Source organism: Blautia luti, assembly GCF_033096465.1.
In the GTDB taxonomy this organism is placed as follows: Bacteria; Bacillota; Clostridia; order Lachnospirales; family Lachnospiraceae; genus Blautia_A; species Blautia_A luti.
Map to the genome: position 1 here is coordinate 2,458,603 of NZ_AP028156.1, position 18,881 is coordinate 2,477,483.

The following is an 18,881-nucleotide window of genomic DNA, read 5'->3' on the forward strand; positions in this document are numbered from 1 at the left end:
TGGGGCTGTGCAGTAACCACAGCCCCAGAACACTATTTATATTATCATTTGCGTTTTCTCTTAACTGTCACTACAGTTCCCAGACATCCTGCTGATACTGCAAGTGCCAGCACAAAAATAGCAATATTTGTATTATCTCCTGTTTTTGGTGAATTGGATACAGAAGTCGCATCAGAACCATGGGAACCAGGAGTGCTGACTCCCTGGTTTTCTGATGTTTCCGGAGTGTCTTTTTCCGGAGCTTTCTTATTTGTCAGATCCAGAGTATATTCAATCACAGGAGTACGGTCATTGACATATTCAAACTGAATCTTATGCTCGGTTTCATCAAGCTGATAGCCATCCAGTGTTTTTGTTTCTTTCAGGATATATGTGATTGCTTTTTTATACTGCCCATTCTTAAAAGTCGCAATCGGATAATTCTTTGATTCTGCATGGCCAGCACTGTCTGTTACCAGAGTTTCCAGAACTTTACCTTTGCTGTCACAAAGGGCAAATTCTACACCTTTCATTGGCTTCTTGGTATCTTTATCCGTTTTATTTAAGATTACCTTGCCCATTGCCTGTTCATCTTCCATTTTGGCTCCCTGAACATCTCCGGTGTCCTTAACCTCAAATGTCACTTTATTTGCCACAATATAGCCTTTCGGTGCTGTTTCCTCCAACAACGTATAAGTGCCGACTGAAAGTTTCTCTACATAATGGGGCTGATCACCAGATGTCCAGCTTTCCATAACTTCCTGGTTTTCATTAAGAATATACAGTTTAGCACCTTTGACCTCGCTGCTTCCATCTGTCATATCAACTTTACTGATCAGAATTTTTGTTGTATCATCCTGCATTTCTACTTTCTGTATATCTGCAGTATTTTCTACTACAAACGTAATGGATTCTGCAGTTGCATAACCATCAGCAGGAATTGTCTCTGTTAATGTATATTTCTTTCCAACTTCCAGTTCCTTAATGATGTGTGGTGTGCTTCCGGAAGTCCACTCATCCACAACGTTTCCCTCTGAATCGGATACTTTCAGTTTTGCACCTGGTAATTCTTCCCCGGTTGTAATATCTGATTTTGTGATTTCAAAAGTAGTTGGCTCATCTTCATAAGTGAACTCAAAGGATACTTCTGCAACCTCTTCTCCCGCATAAGCAAAATCAAATTCCTTGATTTCTTCTGTTGTCACAAATCCAGCAGGAGCCTGCACTTCTTTTACATAGTAGTTGCCATTGATTGGAAGATCTGCCGTAAATACAATCCTTCCATCCTGATCCGTAGCTTTCTGCTCGATCATGGTATCTGCTTTCAGGATTACTTCGCCTTCTGCATTTAAAATATCATTCTTTGTATAAAGTGCAAATACTCCGCCTTCCAGAACACGGTCTGTATTTTTTTCTTTCTTAACTACAGTTACTTTTGCTTTCTGGCGGTTATTCTGCCAGTCCTCATCATAAGTCACAACCGGAGTATTCTGATCACGATAAGTCAGATCAACCTCTCTGATTTCTCCATCCAGAACATATCCATCCGCCGTCTCTTTTTCCTTTACATAATATTTGCCTAAAGGAAGATCTTCTGATCTTGCATATCCAAGAGCATCTGTCGTAATTGTTGCTACCAATTCGTCCTTTTTATAATAATCACTGCTTTCCCCATCTGCAGCCTTGATATCCTCCGCTGCATAAATTTCAAAAGTAACATCTTTCAAAGAACCTGTAACATAGCCAAATGCTGCGTCCATGCCGCCTGCCAGCATATCTTTCCAGGTAACTTCCTTGACAAATTCACCTTTTTTATTGATGATGATTCGTCCAACCGGAACAGTATCCTTCATTTCTACTTTTTGAACATCTGCAGTATCAGAAACTGTAAATTTCACTTCCTCTGCCTGCAGATAACCATATGGTGCAAACTCTTCCCGAAGTGTGTAGGTTTTTCCCACATGGAGTCTTTTTATTACATGAGCTTTTCCTTTTACAGAAGTCCATTTTTCTACTTCTTTTCCGTCTGAATCCAAAACCGTCAGTGTTGCTCCGTCAAGTTCCACACCTGTTGTAATATCTGATTTCGTAAATTCAGTTGTTGTCGGCGCATTCCTAAAAACAGTTTCCAGTTTTACTGTTTTTACTTCCTGTCCCTGATATTTCGCAGTCACCTCAATCTTCTCATCCGAAGATACAAAACCATCTGGGGCTGCCAGTTCTTTCACATAATAAGTTCCAAATGGCAGATCCTGCTCAAAAACAGCTTTTCCATCTTCACCTGTTACCGCTTTTGTAAGCAGTTCGTCTGCTTTTACCAGTACCTTATCCCCTGCTTTTATATCCTCTTTTGCGTAAAGACCAAACTCTGCTCCAGAAAGCCCTTTCTCATTTTCAGCATCTTTTTTCACAACTGACATTTCTACTTTCTGGCGGTCATTTATAAACTCTGCACTCTGTGAGATCACTGGTGTATCCTGGTCTGCATAGACGAAAGAAATTTTCTGTTCTTCTTCATTTAATACAAATCCCTCTGGTGCAGTCTTTTCTACCACTTTGTATTCTCCTAAAGGCAGATTATCAAGATCTGCTTTTCCGGATTCATCCGTTGTCAGTTCTGCAACTTTTGCACCCTTTGCATATTCCAGGATTCTTTTTCCTGTGTCATCTTTCTGGAAATCAGCTGTATAAATATCCTCTGCAGCATACACTTCATATACTGCACCGGAAAGGTTCTGAACTTCATACCTAAAATCATTCTTATAGATCGAAAGAACCTCTCCTTTTTTCTGTACAGTGAGTTTTCCTTTCACCGGATGATTCTCATATGCAACTTCAATGATTGCATCACCTGATACCGGATCAGTCTGATACAGGGTATTGGTGTCCACCTGTATTTCGACATAATTTTTGTTAATGGTATAACCGTCCGGTGCTGTTACCTCTTCGATTCTATAATGACCGATTTTTAAATTCTGCGGCAGGATCAGATATCCATCTGTATCTGTGAAATAAGAGATATGTGTAACGGTTGTCGGGTATGTAGTTACCTGCTCTACATATTTTTCATGATCCATATCATAAATTTTAAACTCTGTTCCCGGAATTAGAACAGATTTTTTAGTCTCATCATCCTGTTTGATAATTTTCAGTTTTGCAGAAAATTCTTTATCCAAAAGAACTCTCCATGTCTGCGGCTCTGTTGGTTTATTCTCTGTAATCCGGACAATAAAATCATCTACAGGTTTGTAATTATGGGGTGTTGTAGTTTCTCTCACCAGATATGTTCCATATGGAATTGCAATGGATTTTACATAGCCTTTCTCATTTGTAAAAATTTCCGTTGCTCCATTTTCACCGATCACAACCGGCTCTGCAGAGGAAAAATCATAATTTCCATCCTCTTTTACCACCAAAGAAGATACCAGATATGCACTAAATCCAGCTCCTGATAGTAATGCAGCATCTGTGTCTCCATTATTGGCAGCTTTAATAAGTTCAAACGGCTGTTTCTTCACCGTTTCCAGTGAGGTACACTCTTTTTCTACAACCGCTGTCAGATCACCTTCATCACTGCATACAAGATCATATTCATGCTCGTCTGCCAGATATCCTACGGATGGGGTAATTTCCTTGATGTAATACTCTCCAAGATAAAGATTCTCTATCCTTGCTTTTCCTTCTTTATCGGTAGTTAGCGTACCAATCTGGCTTCCGGCTTTATAAATAACGCCTGTCTTTCCATCTGGATGGGTAATGTCGTTTCTTGCATAAAGTCCATACACCGCATTTTCCAGGGAAGCATCTCCCTGTGCCTTATTTTCTTTTGTCTCGGCATCTTTTTTATTCAAAGAGATTGCAGCACTGACCCTGTCATTCACAAAAGTATGACTGAAAGAAATTTTTGCCTGTTCATCATTGGTATAACTGAACTGGAAAGAATAAGTATCTTTCTCATTTCTGACATAACCAGCCGGAGCCTGGACTTCTTTTACATAATAAGAAAATCCCACTGGAAGATCTGCTTTAAATGCTGCTTTTCCATCAGTACCAGTAATTGCAGTCTCAATCAGAGCATCTTTTTTTACTGCTACTTTTCCATCCACAGTTTTCATATCCTGCGCTGCAAACAGAGCAAAATGCCCTCCGGATAGTGTATTTTCAGTATCTTTGTCTTTCTTTATCACCTGCACCACTGCTTTCTGACGGTCATTTGTAAAGGTAGTCTCTGAGAAAGCCGCTTCTGCAGTCTGCCCTGCATAAGAAATGGTTACTTTTTTTGTTTCTTTTGCATTATAAAAATTTTCCGGGGCCTGTGCTTCTGTTACATTATAGCTTCCAAGCGGAAGATTCTTTACCGTTACAGAACCGTTCTCACCTGTGATCAAATTTTTCGCTACTTCTGCGCCTTTTTTGTAAACTGTTTTTCCACCTGCTGTTACAATATCCTCGGCAGCATATACGTTATAAACAGCTCCTTTCTGACGGCGTTTCTCATACTGGAATGAAGTTCCATTTTCATCAGATACAGCTCCTACAAAAACTTCTCCCTCTTTATAAACGGTCAGATTTCCTTTCTGCTCTTTGTCCGTTACAGTCTGTTTGGTTGTACTGCCAACTACTAATTTCACTCCATACGAAGAAGCCTGGACAACATAACCTTCCGGTGCTGTAATCTCTTTTAAGTAAACAGTATCCTGTGTCTTGGTAAGAGTTACACGTGAAGAACCATTGCTGTCTGTTGGCGGCATTTTAGCAATCAGCTTTGTGCAGGCGTTATCACTATATATCCCATACACGGCTCCAGCTAGATTTTTTCCAGTATCTCCATCTTTCTTTGTAATTTCAATAACTGCTTCTTCCGGCCAGTCAACTGTAATCTGCAGGTCAGAGGAATCTGTATAGTAGCCAAAACCAATATCCTGTGAACTCTCCAGTTTTAAAAGCATTGCATGGAAATCCAGGGGAAAATTGGAAGTGATCGCATACTTTCCTTTCAGACTGCCCATATTGGCTGTTGTAGCTACAAGATGAAATTTCTCTCCACCTTTTACAGTGACATTTCCAGATGCCGTCTTTCCTGTAGTTTCGTTGACAAGGCTCACACCATTTTCCAGATGAATGGTAATGGTAAATGCTTCATTTGCCTTCCAGGTAAAACTTTCTGTTTCCTTTCCCGTTGCATTAACGGAAAGTCCTGGAAGAAGTTTCATTGCTGTCGGATCAGGCATTTTAGCAAGAGCTGCTTTAATCTCTTTCAGCATATTTTTAGCGGTTGTAGAAAGCGCACCTCCAAATCCGGATTCGCCATCATATAAATAGTCAACCAGGTAATGCTGCATGGCTCTTGTCTCAGAACTGCATCCATATTTTTCCATAATGGATTTTACATTATATCCATTGAATGTATGTCCCCATCCTGGACCGCCATATCCATAGAATAAGGCTTTTCTCAAATATTTATCATCTCCGCCTTCATCCAGTTCAACCATATTTTTATATGTTGTCCCACTTGGAGGTGACTGCATGGAGTGCTGCATACAATACGCATTTACTGTATAAGTCTTTCCGCCTGCTTTGTAACGAACATATTTGTAGCTGTCATTTCCACCCTGTCCCATAACTGTATCAAACGGATGAAGCTGGCCATCTGAATAATAGTAATATTTATTTGCTTCAATATTTGTTGCATCATCCCATGGAGTATCGGTTGCAAGTAACATGATACCGTTTTCTGCCTGATCCATGGAAACACTTAGGTCAATGTCATCTGCTGGCATTTCAAAACTGAATTTATCCGATTCTTCGTGATAAGTCACCTCAGAATACAATAAATCTTCTGTATTCTCTGTCTGGTTTGCCTGTACTTTTGTTGTTCCTACTGCAATTAAGCTGCCTTGCGGCATATCTCCAGAAAAAACAACGGTTTCTCCTGGCTGATACTGTCCATCTTCATGGTTCAGCTCAATATGAAATTCCTCTCCACGAACAATATTTACCTGATAATTTCCATCTGCATCTTCTGTTTTCTCTGTTCCATCTGTAAAAGAGTCGTCTGTCGCCTCTAGCATTTCTTCCGGATCTGTATCTGTAATTTCTTCAAATGTGCTGTCTGTATCCGGATTATCATCTATGGCAGGTTCTTCTGTTGAAACTTCCTCAGACGGGTTTTCCGGGATTGGTGTATCTATTGGCTCTTCCTCAACCGGAATTTCTGTCGGAGTTACTTCTTCATAGATTTCATCCTCTGACGGAATTTCTACATTTACCTCATCCTGCACAGGTTCTTCACTCTCTGCAGTGCCTATGGCTGGTTCCTCGCCTTCTGCTTCATTCTCATCTTCCTGGTTGCTTACAGATTCCTGATTCTCAGATTCAGCAACCTGCACCACCGCTTCCTTTACAATCAGCTTACGATTGATCTGATAAATTGGGTGGCCACTTACTGGCTCTACATAATAAACAGCTTTGTATGTATCTTCGTAATCTGTTGTAAAGTCCTGCTTTTCCTCATTTTTTGCCTCATGGAAAGTGATCTTCACCTTTTTTTCATCTGGTATTTCCAGTCCGGTAAAATCTTTCTCCACTTCAAAAATACTGCCTGTTTCCAGTTCCAGATCTTTTGCTTTTACCACCTCATCTGCATCAAGTTCATTTTTTACCTCTTCGTATAACGGTGGCTCTTCTGGCACTGGCACTACATCTGCCGCATAGGACAGTATTGGAGATAGAATTGTAGATAACACTGTAAGCATTGCCAAGAATCCCGACAAAAATCTTCTCATATTTTTTTTATTCTTCATTCTTTTTTCCTTTCTTCCGTTCCGGGAAAATCAACTGAAACTTTGGATTTCCGGTTTCTGAAACCTCCATCTTTATAGTTGCTTCATACTTCCTTTTTGTTTTCTCTGATACCAGATCTTTGAAATGCACCTGCTTCTCACTCAGCAGCTTCCTGACAGTTGCTTCATCAAGTGTTTTTCCCTGACTCTCAAAAAATCGGTTATTTTTCCATAAAGTAAAACTGCAATCACTTCCTGAACAATAATAATTTCTCTTTCCCACATAAACCTTATTGCCGCATCTTGGGCATTTTCCAATTTCTTTCCGACCATCTGAAAATAGTTTCTGGTATTCTTCCACTGGCTGTCCATTATCACTTACCAATTTGGTAACCATTTTTTCAATTTCGAAGAGAAATTCTTCTACATTTTTCTGGCCTCTGGAAATCAGTGTCAGATCATTTTCCCATTCTGCTGTAAGTTTTGGTGATTTGATCATTTCCGGAAGAATCCTGATCAGATTTCTTCCATCTGCTGTCGGTAATATCTGCTTCTTTTTACGCTCAATAAAACCTTTCTCGACCAGCTTCTCAATAATCGCCGCCCTGGTAGCCGGAGTCCCAAGACCTTTTCTCTCTGCGTCTTCTGTCATTTCCGAGCTACCAGCGTGTTCCATGGCACTAAGAAGTGTATCCTCCGTATAATGCTTCGGCGGTGCTGTAAAATGTTCACTAAATTTTACAACAACACTTTCAAATACCTGTCCCATTTTTATATCTGGAAAATCACTTTCCTCCTCTTCTGGATTTTCTGCATTTTTCCCATATGATTTAAAGAACCGTTCTTCCACTTCTTTCCATCCATATTGGAGAACATTCTTTCCAGATGCAGTAAACAGTTCTCCATGACAGGAAATTTCAGTCTTAATACTCTCATATATGTATTCCTGTTCCGATGCACATAATAACTTTGATGCAATCAGCATGAGAATTTCCTTTTCTCCACCCGGAAGTGCTTTTAAATCCATGTTTGTAATTTCTACCGTTGGTATAATTGCATGATGATCTGATACCTTTTTACTGTTCAAAAGTCTCTTTATATCTGGTTCTGAACCCTTTATTGACATTTCAGGAAACATACTATTTACTGCCCCGACAACCAGAAGAGCATTTTCTTCCATATCATCTGTAAGATATTGGCTATCCGTCCTTGGATACGTCACCAGTTTCTTCTCATAAAGGCTTTGGGTATAGTCCAAGGTTTGCTGTGCCGTAAATCCAAGAAGACGATTTGCATCCCTCTGTAATGTGGTCAGATCATATAATTTCGGCGGCTGTACCTTTTTCTTCTCTTTCTTTACTGAAAGAATCTGTGCAGTTTCATCCTTCATATCCTCCATCATCTGAACGGCAGCACTTTTCTCTTTTATCCGGCTGCTTACAGCATCCAATCCATCCATCAGAAGATGAACCAGATAATACTTCTCTTTCTGGAAGTTCTCGATGCTCTTTTCCCGTTCCACCAGCATTGCAAGTGTAGGTGTCTGCACCCGACCTACAATCAACCGATGGTGATACAGTACCGTAAACAGTCTGGTGGCATTAATTCCTACCAGCCAGTCTGCTTCACTTCGCGCCACTGCAGAATAATAAAGATCATCATATTCATGTCCATCTTTCAGCTGCTGAAATCCTTCCAGAATTGCTTTTTCCTCCATGGAAGAAATCCACAGTCTTTTAAAGGGAAGTTTACATTCTGCCTGGTTATATACCAGACGGAAAATCAACTCCCCTTCTCTTCCTGCATCTGTTGCACATATAACTTCTGTGATATCTGCTCTGTGAAGCAGTTCCTTTAAAACCCGAAACTGCCCTTTGGTACTTTCTTTAATCTGATATTTCCAATTCTCCGGAATCATGGGAAGTGTTTCATATTTCCATGCTTTCCAGTCATCCCGGTACTGATCCGCACTAGCCAGTTCAATCAAATGCCCAATACACCAGGAAACCAGATATTCTTTTCCTTCCAGGTAGCCATCTTTTACGTTTGTGGCATGAAGCACCTTCGCAATGTTTCTGGCTACGCTGGGTTTTTCCGCAATTACAAGCTGCAATTTTCTATCTCCTTTCTGCACCTGTCGCTGTAATTAAGTGAAACAAAGTTATTCCTCTGATTCTTCGTCTTCTACTTCACCTTCCATTTCATATTCTTCTAATTCTTCATCATCCTCACGAATTGTATCTTCTTCCTCCTCATCGTCGTCCTCGTCCTCTTCATAATCAAAAGAAGTATTTCTTCCTTTCATAAATTTCCAATAATAGTAAGCACCACAAACTCCTGCCAGAACCAGCAGCATTAATAAAATCGTGCCGGAATTATTGCTTTTCTTCTCAGGTTCTTCCTTTTCTTCCGGTATGATCGTAACTTCTGGTTCCGGTGTATCTGTGAGCTTCTCTGTTTCAAGTGGCAGTGCGGATTCTGCAATAGCCTGGTTCTGTGGAAGTGTGACCATGTTGGTATCCGTAAAGTTCAAAAGATCATTTTCGCCTACCTCTGTAAGAAGATAAACATTTTCATCCGTTTTATCCTTATCTACAATCAGATAAAAAACCTTATCACTTTTTGTCTTGATCGTATAAAATTCCTTTCCCCCTTTGTCCTGAACTGTTCCTGTTGTCATGCCGGAAGCAGAACTTTCTCCCTGCACCCGTCCGGTATCTGCTTCTGTATCCGTTTCATTTCCTGTGTTTTCTGGTTCTGTTGGTGCAGTAGCAGTCTCGTTCGTTGTCTGATGTTCCGTTACGGTTGCCGTAGCACTGGTGGGCTTACTTGCAGTTCCATCGGCTGGCAAAGAAGCTGCATTCTGCTCCGTTCCGGAAACCTCTGTATTCTCTTTTACTGCATCTGGATTTTCATAATAAGGGTTTCCTACTTTATAGATCTCTGACATATTTCCTGCTTTGTCTTTTGCCTGCAGGGTAAAGTATTCATAGGAAGTATCCGCTTTTTGCAAACGGACATTTAACGTATTATTCGTCAGTTCTGTGAATTCATTTCCATTGACATACAAAGCAGCAATTCCCGATTCCGCATCAACTCCCTGCACGATCAGTATCCCATTCTTCGCAGCCGCAATAATAGTTGGTTTGGTTTTATCAAAACACTCTATGTAACGATTCTGCTCATAAGTATTTCCATTCTGATCGGTAACTCTCACATAAACACTACAATTAGAAGAGATGGATACTTCCATATTTCCGGTTATGTCTGACCATCCTCCATTTTCTGAAAGTCTTGCTTCTACTTTTGCAATAGAAAAAGCACCTGTATTCTTTGTATCTTCCACTTGAATTTTTACGGTTGCCGTATCTGTCTGCCAGCCTTCGGGTTCTGTAAAGATAATCCCTACTTCTGGTGTTTCCGTCACATCATTTCCTGCATCTTCCTGTGCCTGTTCCACTGGATCTGCAAGAATTTCAGCTTCTGATCCATCTGAAAAATCAACATCTTCCGGGCTGCTTTCTTCTGATGATTCCACTTCTACATTATCTGCCCATACAGTCAGACTTCCGGGCGAACTATAAAAGAAAGCTCCTGCCGGAAGTCCTGCTAACGTAGCTGCGGTTAAAAATACAGCTGCTCTTTTATGAAATTTCTTCATTTTCTGTCTGCTCCTTTTCTCTGGTTTCCAATATCTTTTTTTGTTCCTCCTTGCTGATATCAATCATCAACTGAAGTTCCTCTGCGGAAACTCCATTGCTTCGGATAATTTTCAGATACTCCATATCCTCTGCCTGTTTCTTCTGTTCTTCCAGATCCCTTGCTTTTTTCTGTAGCTTTTCAATCTTAACGTAGGTTCTTGCAAGTTCTTCTTTTATTCGTTCAATGTTCAAATACGCCCCTCCTTATGGCCTGCCAAAAGCATAAAAATGAGACTGCCAGTATGCAGAATTAATGGACGTATACTGAATTGGATTTCCACAATGGATCATCTGTCCATCTCCGGCATAAATTCCTACGTGGGTAACCGGCTCTCCCGCATCATACGTCCCAGTGAAAAAGATAATATCTCCTGGCCTTGCTTCTTCTGGTGATACAGGCATACAAATGTCATAAATTCCCTGTGCAGTAAGTCTTCCCATATTGCAGACACCCGAATTGGTAAACACATAGCTTACAAAACCAGAACAGTCAAAAGAAGTCTCCGGGCTGGAACCGCCCCATACATACGGCATACCAAGATATTTGTCTGCTTCCGCAAATAATCTCCGCACAGTCTCATCATCATAACTGCCGCCTCCACCATACAGCCCGCTATCTCCGGTACTGATATAAAAAACAGGATTATAATATTCCCCATCTTTGACCAGTTCCAAATATAACTGGCTTCCGGTTGCACTTCCTGTACTTCCCGTTGTACCAATTACAGTATCTGTTGTTACTTCCTGACCATTTGCTACCGAAATGCTCTGCAGATAAGCGTATTTAATCTGCACACCTTTTTTATCCTGCGTAACTACATAATTTCCAAAAGTTCCGCTATATCCTACATCTACAACAAAACCATTCATCGCTGACTTCACTTCTGTTCCCTGTCGTACATTAACCGTCACACCTCTGTGAAGTTGTGTCTGCCCGGTTCCATTGTTTACAGAATACCCATAATAGGTACTGATATAGGCATACCAGTTTAACTCAACCGGAGTTTTATATGTCTGTAAATTTCCTCTGTTGGAATAGACCTCTTCATAAATTTCCTGCTCATCCTCTTCCATTCTGGACAGAATAACACTTCTAAGCGGTTTTGCCTGAACAGAAACATTCAGTACATCTGCAGTTACTGTACGGGTAACTTCCACAGAGTTCTGATTGCCCTCTGCCAGAAAACATTCCCAGGTCTGATGACCATGTGCCTCAGCTACTGCGTGATTATCATAATAAACATCAAACTGGACACCATACTGGGCAAAGTTTCCAGTATCTTCTACGGTGTACTCAATCCCATTCATCACTACTTTCGTCCCCATTGGAAGAAATGGGTTTGCAGCATCAACCGCAAGCGTATGATTAGCCTGTGGCATTGCCCCTGAAGCAGTTGGTCCTCCACTCCACACGCCACAGCAGATAGGACAGTTACAGTATCCACTGGTCACAACATTTCCCAATGACTGCCCTACCTGTATTGTAGATGTTTCCTGCCGGGTTTCACTTTTTTCCTCTACGGTGATTCCGTACTGTAAAGAAAAAATTGTTTCCAGTTCTCCTTTTATCTCATCAAACTTAAAATCCCCATACCTGGCAGTCAGATAACTGATCAATGTATGGGGATCATGGCCGATTTCACCAATGTTATATCTGTATTCATCTTTTCCTGGATACCGGGCTTCCATCTGGTTTATTTTCTGTTGAAGACTGGCTTCCAACTGCGTATAATACAACTCTGCTTTTTCAATTTCGTCCGGATCCGCAATGTAACTGGAAGCGATTACCGTAGAAATTCCATTAGAAAACATAGCCGAACAGGAAGCAAATCCTGTCATTACGGAAAGAAGCAAAATCAATAACAACCCCATTGAGATCAGAGTAGTTACATTTCTTACAAATACTTCCTGTGCCTTTCTTGCAATTTTAGTAGCAAGATTTACTGACCGGATTGAGGTGTCTTTTGTTTCTTTTGCAATCTTCCCAGCCCGGTATGCCATCTGATACTCTCGCTTAATCCTCTGCTTCTGTATTAATTTTCTGATCAGCTTTTTCTGCATCTCTGGATGTTCTTCCAGATATTTCTGATATTGATACCTGGATGCACTCTTCCAGGCTCTTTGCTCTAAACGGTTTTCTTTATGTATCTGACTGCGGTTCTTCCGGATATTTCGACTGCTATGTTCCTGTAATATCCACTCACCTGAACGCACCAGCTTATGTGCTGCATCTACAGCACTGTTTTCCTCTTCGTCTTCGCCTGCTTTCTGATATACTGCATTTTTTAATGCTTTCTTTGGAACAGAAGACAATGTTTTCTTTTTACCATCCGTTTTCCCTGTTTTTTTGTCGAAATATAAATGATACTTTATCTTTGCCTTCTGTTCCTCATTTGTTTTCTTGGTATAAACAGAATCTTTCGGGACTTGGTTCTGCCTTTCAGCTTCCAGTTTTCTTGCAGCCTTATCCACTTCCTGATAAGTTTTTATTGTTTTTCGGCTATATTTCTGCTTTCCTTTTTTTCGGTTTGTAGAAACATCATTCTTCTCTGCCTGAAAATGTCCTCCATCTGTTTCAGCCGAAGTTTTCTTTTCTTTCTTCAGACTTCCATCTGTCTCCAGTTTTCCAAACTGCAGTCTCTGCTGTTTCTTTTTCTGTCGCTGATACTGGCTCCTGTGTTTTTCTTTGCGCTCACGTATTTCTACCGCTGAATCCACAGATACACCTGCAGGCTTGTCCCGGTATCTGTACCGTCCCTGTGTTTTTCGTTTTCCCGGAGGACTGTTTGCAGCCTCTTCTTTTTTGGCAGGATTTCCCTCCTGAACTTTTTCGGAAAATTGTTTCTTTTCAGCTTTTTTATGAGAGTTTTTCTTCTTTTCAGAAGTAATAAATGCCTGTTCTACATCCTTCTGTTTATAAGGCAACTCCTGATCGCTGTTTGTAACTTTTCTGGTCTCCTTTGTTGCAAGATTTTCCTCAACCAGACCATTTCTGGTCATACGGCTGACTTTCTTCTCTTTCGCCGTATATTTTTGTTTTCCCAATGTACCTCACCTCTGCTTTTTTGTCCGTTAAGTCTGAATCTCATCCGGTTTAGTACTCATCAAAGCATAGGTTCTGGTATCCTGCGGATATCTGTCTGCAAAAGGTATGATTACATTTCCGTAAAAAAGCAGCCCTTCTCCTGCATTACTGTTATTTACAAAAGAAATCTGATGTTTGGAAATATTCAATTTCTCCGCAAGGATCTTCTGATCCCCGCTGTGCTGATTTAACATCAGGATAAAATCACTGTTTCCCACAATACTTTCTACTGCCAGAGAGCCAAGAAAATCTGTTACATTCTGACTGATTCCTGTAATGATTCCACCCCACTTACGAAATCTCTTCCACATTTCAATAGAATAATTAGCAGTCTGTGGCTGGTTCAGCAAAAGGTGAAATTCATCCACATAATAACGGGTTGATTTCCTGCGACTGCGGTTCTGTGATACTCTTGTCCAAACCATATGCTGGACAATCAACATCCCTGCTTTTCGTAGTGTGGTTCCAAGTTCCCGGATATCAAAGCATACCACTCTGTTCTGCGTATCGACATTACTTCGATGGTTAAATACATTCTGCGATCCTGTTACATACAGCTGCAGACTGTTGGCAATGTTCTGTGCTGCTGATTTATCTGGTGCATAAAAGTTCAGACGTTCATAGAAATCCTGCAAAGTCGGCATATTTTCCGGTTTTGGATCATTGTAAAGATATTTTTTATAAATGTCTTTTACACACAGGTCAATCATGGAAACCTCATCACCATTTAATTCTGCATTTTGAGGTTTCTTCATAATGACCTCGCAGAAAGATGTGATAAACTCTGCTTTATCAGCAATAATGGTATCAATATCCTCCACATCGCCATTAATCCTGTATTTCTCCGGATGATAAATAACATCCAGGTTCACTTCCATAGGATTGATGTAATCATTACTTTTTGCACTGATTTTAATAACTTCACCATTTAAGGCATTTACCAGCGGAAAATATTCTCCCTCCGGGTCACAGATAATAATGTCATCGTCTGTAATCAGGAAAACATTGAGAATTTCTCTTTTCGTTGCAAAACTCTTACCGGAACCAGGAGTACCCAAAATCAGGCCGTTAGGTGTTTTCAATCGTTTCCGATCCACCATAATGAGATTGTTTGACAGTGCATTTAAGCCATAGTAAAGAGCTTCACCGCCTTGGAAAAGTTCCTGTGTGGTAAACGGAACAAAGATTGCTGTAGAAGTCGTAGTCATAATTCTCTGTATTCCAGTCTGGTTCATTCCCAGTGGTAGTGATGCCACAAGTCCCTGTTCCTGCTGATATTGAAGTCTCCGTATATTGCAATTATATTTCTGGGCGATTCCTGCAGTCTGATACACAATATTGTCCAGTTTTCTCTTATTGTCCGCTGTATTCATCAGCAAAAAAGTAAGTTCAAAAAGTTTCTCATTCCTGGACTGGATTTCATTGAGCAATCCCTCCACATCCTCTCCGTATGTAGAAATGTCCGTTGGAATAATATCCATATCATATCCGCTTCTGACCGCTTTCTTCTGTTCTTCAATTTTCATTTTCTGAATATTTGACAGCGTACTTTTCAGGCTTTTAATAGCTGCCTTGGGATCAATTGGACGCAGGTGCATATTGATGATAAGATTCTCTTCCAGATCCAGCAGATCTGCCAGCAGTTTATCCGTAAGTTCTGGTGATGTAATCTGTAAATATGACACGCATCCAAAAGTCTGTCCCATCCGAAAATAGCTGTCATTGCGAAAATCAAATCCGGTAGGTGCAATAAAGTCTTTTGTCTGCAGACCTGTTTTTGCAACCATCCCATAATGGAAATGGAAAGATTCTTTTGTGTCCATATTCATCACATCATGCAGAATTTTCAGACGTTCTACCCCATTTAAAGGCTCTGCCATGGCTCCCATCACCTTAAAATTATTCAATACACTGGCTTCAATTCTCTCCAGCCTGGATTTTGCATTTCGCAGATTATCCGCCTTAATGGAAAATGTAATATATTTTGTTTTTACAAGCCCATTATTTCCTTTGGAAAGCTGCATTTTCAACATATCCGAATATTCTTTCCGAATATCATTGAAACAGTCATCCTGCTCTGGAATATCAATATTTTTTGCATACTCATCAAAATTCACCTGTTGATTAAGAAATGTAATTTGTACCTCAACAGAGCTGTCAAATGAATTCAGGAACTCACAATAGTTCTCAAAAATAGCCGCTTTATCATCATTCTGCGCTAACTGGTAATTTATATCGTAAAACTGCACCATCTTTGAATAATAGTTATCATCTGTCCTGCAGATACCATCCTTATATATTTCCTTATATGGAATCGTATCCTGCGCTGTAAAAGGCTTCCTCTTCTTCTGATTCTCCGCTTTGATCATCCGAAGTTCTTTCAGACGCTTTTTTTCTTCTTTCGTAAATCCGGTTTTCTGTTTCTTATTTTTTTCGGTCTGCTTTTTTAAGGAAATGGAACGGATTTCTCGCTTCCCTGGCTTCTTTTGCCTTTTTCTCAAGCCATGCACCCTCTTTCTCTAATTTATCGTACTCTATAATCCGGTCATATAAGTTTTGGGAACGATAGACCCTGATTCCAGGTCTTAAAAATTTCTGCCGGATAATGTGAAGCAATATTTTCTCTGCTGGAAATCCATCCTTTTCATACATTGCAAAAAAGAAAAATGGCAGCATCACTATGATCATAAGCGTTGCTGCCACATCTGTTCCCAGTCCTGCTTTTGTCAGCAAATAGACCGGAACACCACAAATTCCTGCCAGAAAAAAACATATAATTTGTCTTTTAGTTAAATTCAGTGCTAATTTTGTCTTTATTTTTGAAAAATCTTTCGGCACTGGAACATATGCCATATTCTTGTTTCCTCCTAATGTGCATTGAAGATTGATTTTGCCAGGGAACTGGTCTTAAACAGGCTGAAACATAAAATAACTGTATATGCTGCAACTGACCAGATAGCTGTATGAAGATTATCCGCAACTGTAATAGCATTTACCAGAACTGCATAAATCGCAACACATACCATCATAAAAAATCCCTGGAATCCCAACGCTAATAATGCCTTCACGTAATTATTTCCAATACTTCCCCATTCCCTGTTCGTAAATGTTGAAAACGGAATAGGTGCCACAGAGACATAAAGATATATTTCTATCATTCGTCCATATAAAATGACGGTAATCAGGACTGATATGATTTTTAGACATAAACTGACCAGCATCGTTTCCAGACCAAGCCCCAGTAATTCTCCGATTCCCATATCTTCAATCTGCGTTTCAAGAAGCGTTTTCAATGCTTCTGTAACATCAATAGATGCGGAACCGGTTATCATACCGCCAGCATTGGATACCACATGATTCGCTACATCAAAAATTGCCATCGCAATATCAAAAGTATGAGTAACAAGATATACCGCTACCCACATCTTGAAAATGTATTTGAAAAACATAAACGTATCCGTATCGTGCATATTGTTTTTTTCCATAATCATGGAAATCAGTTCATAACACAGTACAAATGTAATAATCATCCCCGCAATGGGGACAATGACATTATCCGACAGATTTTTTATCATGGAAAAAATGCCACTGTTCCAATTTTGGGGTGTTTTCCCAACCTCCGCAGCAATCGTTTCTACTTTGGTATTTACATCAGTGAACATGGTATCCAGGTTTGATGTGATCCAGCCTGTTAGCAGATCCTTTATGAACTCTGTTATTTTTTCGGTTATTCCACCCATTTATTTATCCAAACAAAGTTGCAAGCTGTGGAATCAGGTTTATTCCAATCAGTACGATGCCACCGCCCGCCATCAACTGTTTTATTCCTTGTGACTTTGCACCCGGATTGTCCGTTCCATATCCTTCCAGCAGATTGATCACTCCCCAGGCTGCAAGTCCGGCTCCGATCGCACAAACCAATGTTTTTAAGGTCGTAATTGCCGTTGTAAAAAATGCCATAAGTGTACCTTTGGAAAACTTACATTTTCCAGTCCTTTCTTAGATTTTTTCCAGAAAGGGAAGAAAACACTATATAAACCCTGCCTTTTGTGCTACACTAAGCATAGGATTTTCTACTTGGAAAATTCCTCACACGTACAGTCGGTATATTCATTTTCGTCGATGGATACCGACTGTTTCTTTTTTCCAAATTATTCATGATTTCCTCCCATGATCCACTTCCCGACAATTTGTCGAGAAGTTACATCTGATACAATTCCACTTCATCCTCTGGTTTCAGTATCAGATTAGTACTCAGATATTTTTCAATATCAAAGGTATTCTTTTTGTCATAATCGGACAGATATTTGTAGTTTTTATGTTTGCAAATATCGTATTTATTTGAGAAAAATGGTCTGACACCTCTCACCTGCAGAATACATTTTCCTCCGTCCATGACTGCTATTTCATCCTGGCTCATCAACTCCTTTCCTGTTTTCTGGTAGTTCATTCCATAAGACCGCTGACTGCCTCTCGTATCCGATGTGTTATAAAGATCTATGGTTTCTTTTCCCAGGATCTCCGCTATTTCCTTTAATGTCGTTTTTTCCTTTCCCCCCAGGAATAAGGTCGTATCACAGTTCCCTTCGATGGTATCGGCATTATCCTTATAAATTGCCTTAAGCTGAGACTTTGACTGCAAAATAATAGAAGCTGAGATTTCCCGGCTTCTAATCGTAGCAATCAATTTTTCAAATTTAGGAATTTGTCCGATGTTCGCAAACTCGTCCAGGAGACACCTCACATGAATTGGAAGTCTGCCTCCATATACATCATCAGCTCTGTCACAGAGCAGATTAAAAAGCTGTGTGTACATAATAGAAACAATAAAATTAAAGGTATCATCGGTATCTGAAATAATAACAAACAATGCAGTTTTCCTGTCACCAACCAGATCCAATTCCAGCTCGTCATAACTCATAAGCTCCCGCAGTTCCGCAATATCAAAGGGTGCGAGTCTTGCACCACAACTGATCAGAATAGATTTTGCTGTCTTACCGGCAGCCAGCTTGTATTTTTTGTACTGCCTTACTGCAAAATGGTTCGGGTCTTTCTGCTCCAGTTCATCAAACATCAGATCTACTGGATTCTTGAAATTCTCATCATCTTCCCTGGCTTCTGACACATTGATCATTTCCAACAGAGTATTAAAATTCTTTTCTTCTTCCCTGCCTTCATACCAGATATAACCAATCAGGGCACAATAATAGAGTTTTTCCGCCTATAGTGATAGGTAAGGTTTTGATATTATCTCCACCTTTTCCCCCACTTCACACCGGACATGCGACTTTCACCGCATCCGGCGCTCCATCGATTGTCTTCACGAGACATTTA

Annotated in this window: 9 protein-coding genes and 1 pseudogene; all 10 read right to left on the minus strand. The window is 40.2% G+C overall.

The window, feature by feature from the left end:
* Window positions 1-44 precede the first annotated feature (44 nt).
* On the minus strand, window positions 45-6,782 hold the full coding sequence (locus R8695_RS11385; RefSeq protein ID WP_154780537.1) for a SpaA isopeptide-forming pilin-related protein: 6,738 nt from the start codon (window positions 6,780-6,782) through the stop codon (window positions 45-47).
* Window positions 6,772-8,874, minus strand: coding sequence for a DNA topoisomerase 3 (locus R8695_RS11390; protein WP_092072749.1), 2,103 nt, complete (start codon window positions 8,872-8,874; stop codon window positions 6,772-6,774). The genes R8695_RS11385 and R8695_RS11390 overlap by 11 nt, the downstream gene beginning before the upstream one ends.
* 48 nt (window positions 8,875-8,922) lie before the next feature.
* Window positions 8,923-10,422 carry a CD1107 family mobile element protein gene (locus R8695_RS11395; protein ID WP_154780538.1) on the minus strand — a complete coding sequence of 500 codons (1,500 nt, stop codon included), beginning with the start codon at window positions 10,420-10,422 and terminating at the stop codon, window positions 8,923-8,925.
* The gene (locus tag R8695_RS11400; RefSeq protein WP_021652602.1) at window positions 10,406-10,654 is read right to left on the minus strand and encodes a DUF4315 family protein; all 249 of its coding nucleotides are present in this window, start codon (window positions 10,652-10,654) and stop codon (window positions 10,406-10,408) included. The genes R8695_RS11395 and R8695_RS11400 overlap by 17 nt, the downstream gene beginning before the upstream one ends.
* 12 nt (window positions 10,655-10,666) lie before the next feature.
* Window positions 10,667-13,507, minus strand: coding sequence for a CD1108 family mobile element protein (locus tag R8695_RS11405; RefSeq protein ID WP_243139543.1), 2,841 nt, complete (start codon window positions 13,505-13,507; stop codon window positions 10,667-10,669).
* Between the two features lie 27 nt (window positions 13,508-13,534).
* Window positions 13,535-15,916, minus strand: coding sequence for a VirB4-like conjugal transfer ATPase, CD1110 family (locus R8695_RS11410; protein ID WP_154780548.1), 2,382 nt, complete (start codon window positions 15,914-15,916; stop codon window positions 13,535-13,537).
* 55 nt (window positions 15,917-15,971) lie between these two features.
* Window positions 15,972-16,400, minus strand: coding sequence for a PrgI family protein (locus R8695_RS11415; RefSeq protein ID WP_021652599.1), 429 nt, complete (start codon window positions 16,398-16,400; stop codon window positions 15,972-15,974).
* A 14-nt stretch (window positions 16,401-16,414) separates the two neighbouring features.
* The gene (locus R8695_RS11420) at window positions 16,415-17,287 is read right to left on the minus strand and encodes a VirB6/TrbL-like conjugal transfer protein, CD1112 family (protein ID WP_015541262.1); all 873 of its coding nucleotides are present in this window, start codon (window positions 17,285-17,287) and stop codon (window positions 16,415-16,417) included.
* A gap of 4 nt (window positions 17,288-17,291) precedes the next feature.
* The gene (locus R8695_RS11425) at window positions 17,292-17,507 is read right to left on the minus strand and encodes a Maff2 family mobile element protein (RefSeq protein WP_015524585.1); all 216 of its coding nucleotides are present in this window, start codon (window positions 17,505-17,507) and stop codon (window positions 17,292-17,294) included.
* Window positions 17,508-17,748: 241 nt separating this feature from the next.
* Window positions 17,749-18,768, minus strand: a pseudogene (locus tag R8695_RS11430) (VirD4-like conjugal transfer protein, CD1115 family); the annotation flags it as partial.
* Window positions 18,769-18,881: the final 113 nt, after the last annotated feature.

Bases quoted from the DNA above. Each gene is read 5' to 3' on its own strand.
- R8695_RS11420 (WP_015541262.1), bottom strand. From the start codon at position 17,287: ATGGGTGGAATAACCGAAAAAATAACAGAGTTCATAAAGGATCTGCTA.
- R8695_RS11410 (WP_154780548.1), bottom strand. From the start codon at position 15,916: ATGATCAAAGCGGAGAATCAGAAGAAGAGGAAGCCTTTTACAGCGCAG.
- R8695_RS11415 (WP_021652599.1), bottom strand. From the start codon at position 16,400: ATGGCATATGTTCCAGTGCCGAAAGATTTTTCAAAAATAAAGACAAAA.
- R8695_RS11385 (WP_154780537.1), bottom strand. From the start codon at position 6,782: ATGAAGAATAAAAAAAATATGAGAAGATTTTTGTCGGGATTCTTGGCA.
- R8695_RS11395 (WP_154780538.1), bottom strand. From the start codon at position 10,422: ATGAAGAAATTTCATAAAAGAGCAGCTGTATTTTTAACCGCAGCTACG.
- R8695_RS11425 (WP_015524585.1), bottom strand. From the start codon at position 17,507: ATGGCATTTTTTACAACGGCAATTACGACCTTAAAAACATTGGTTTGT.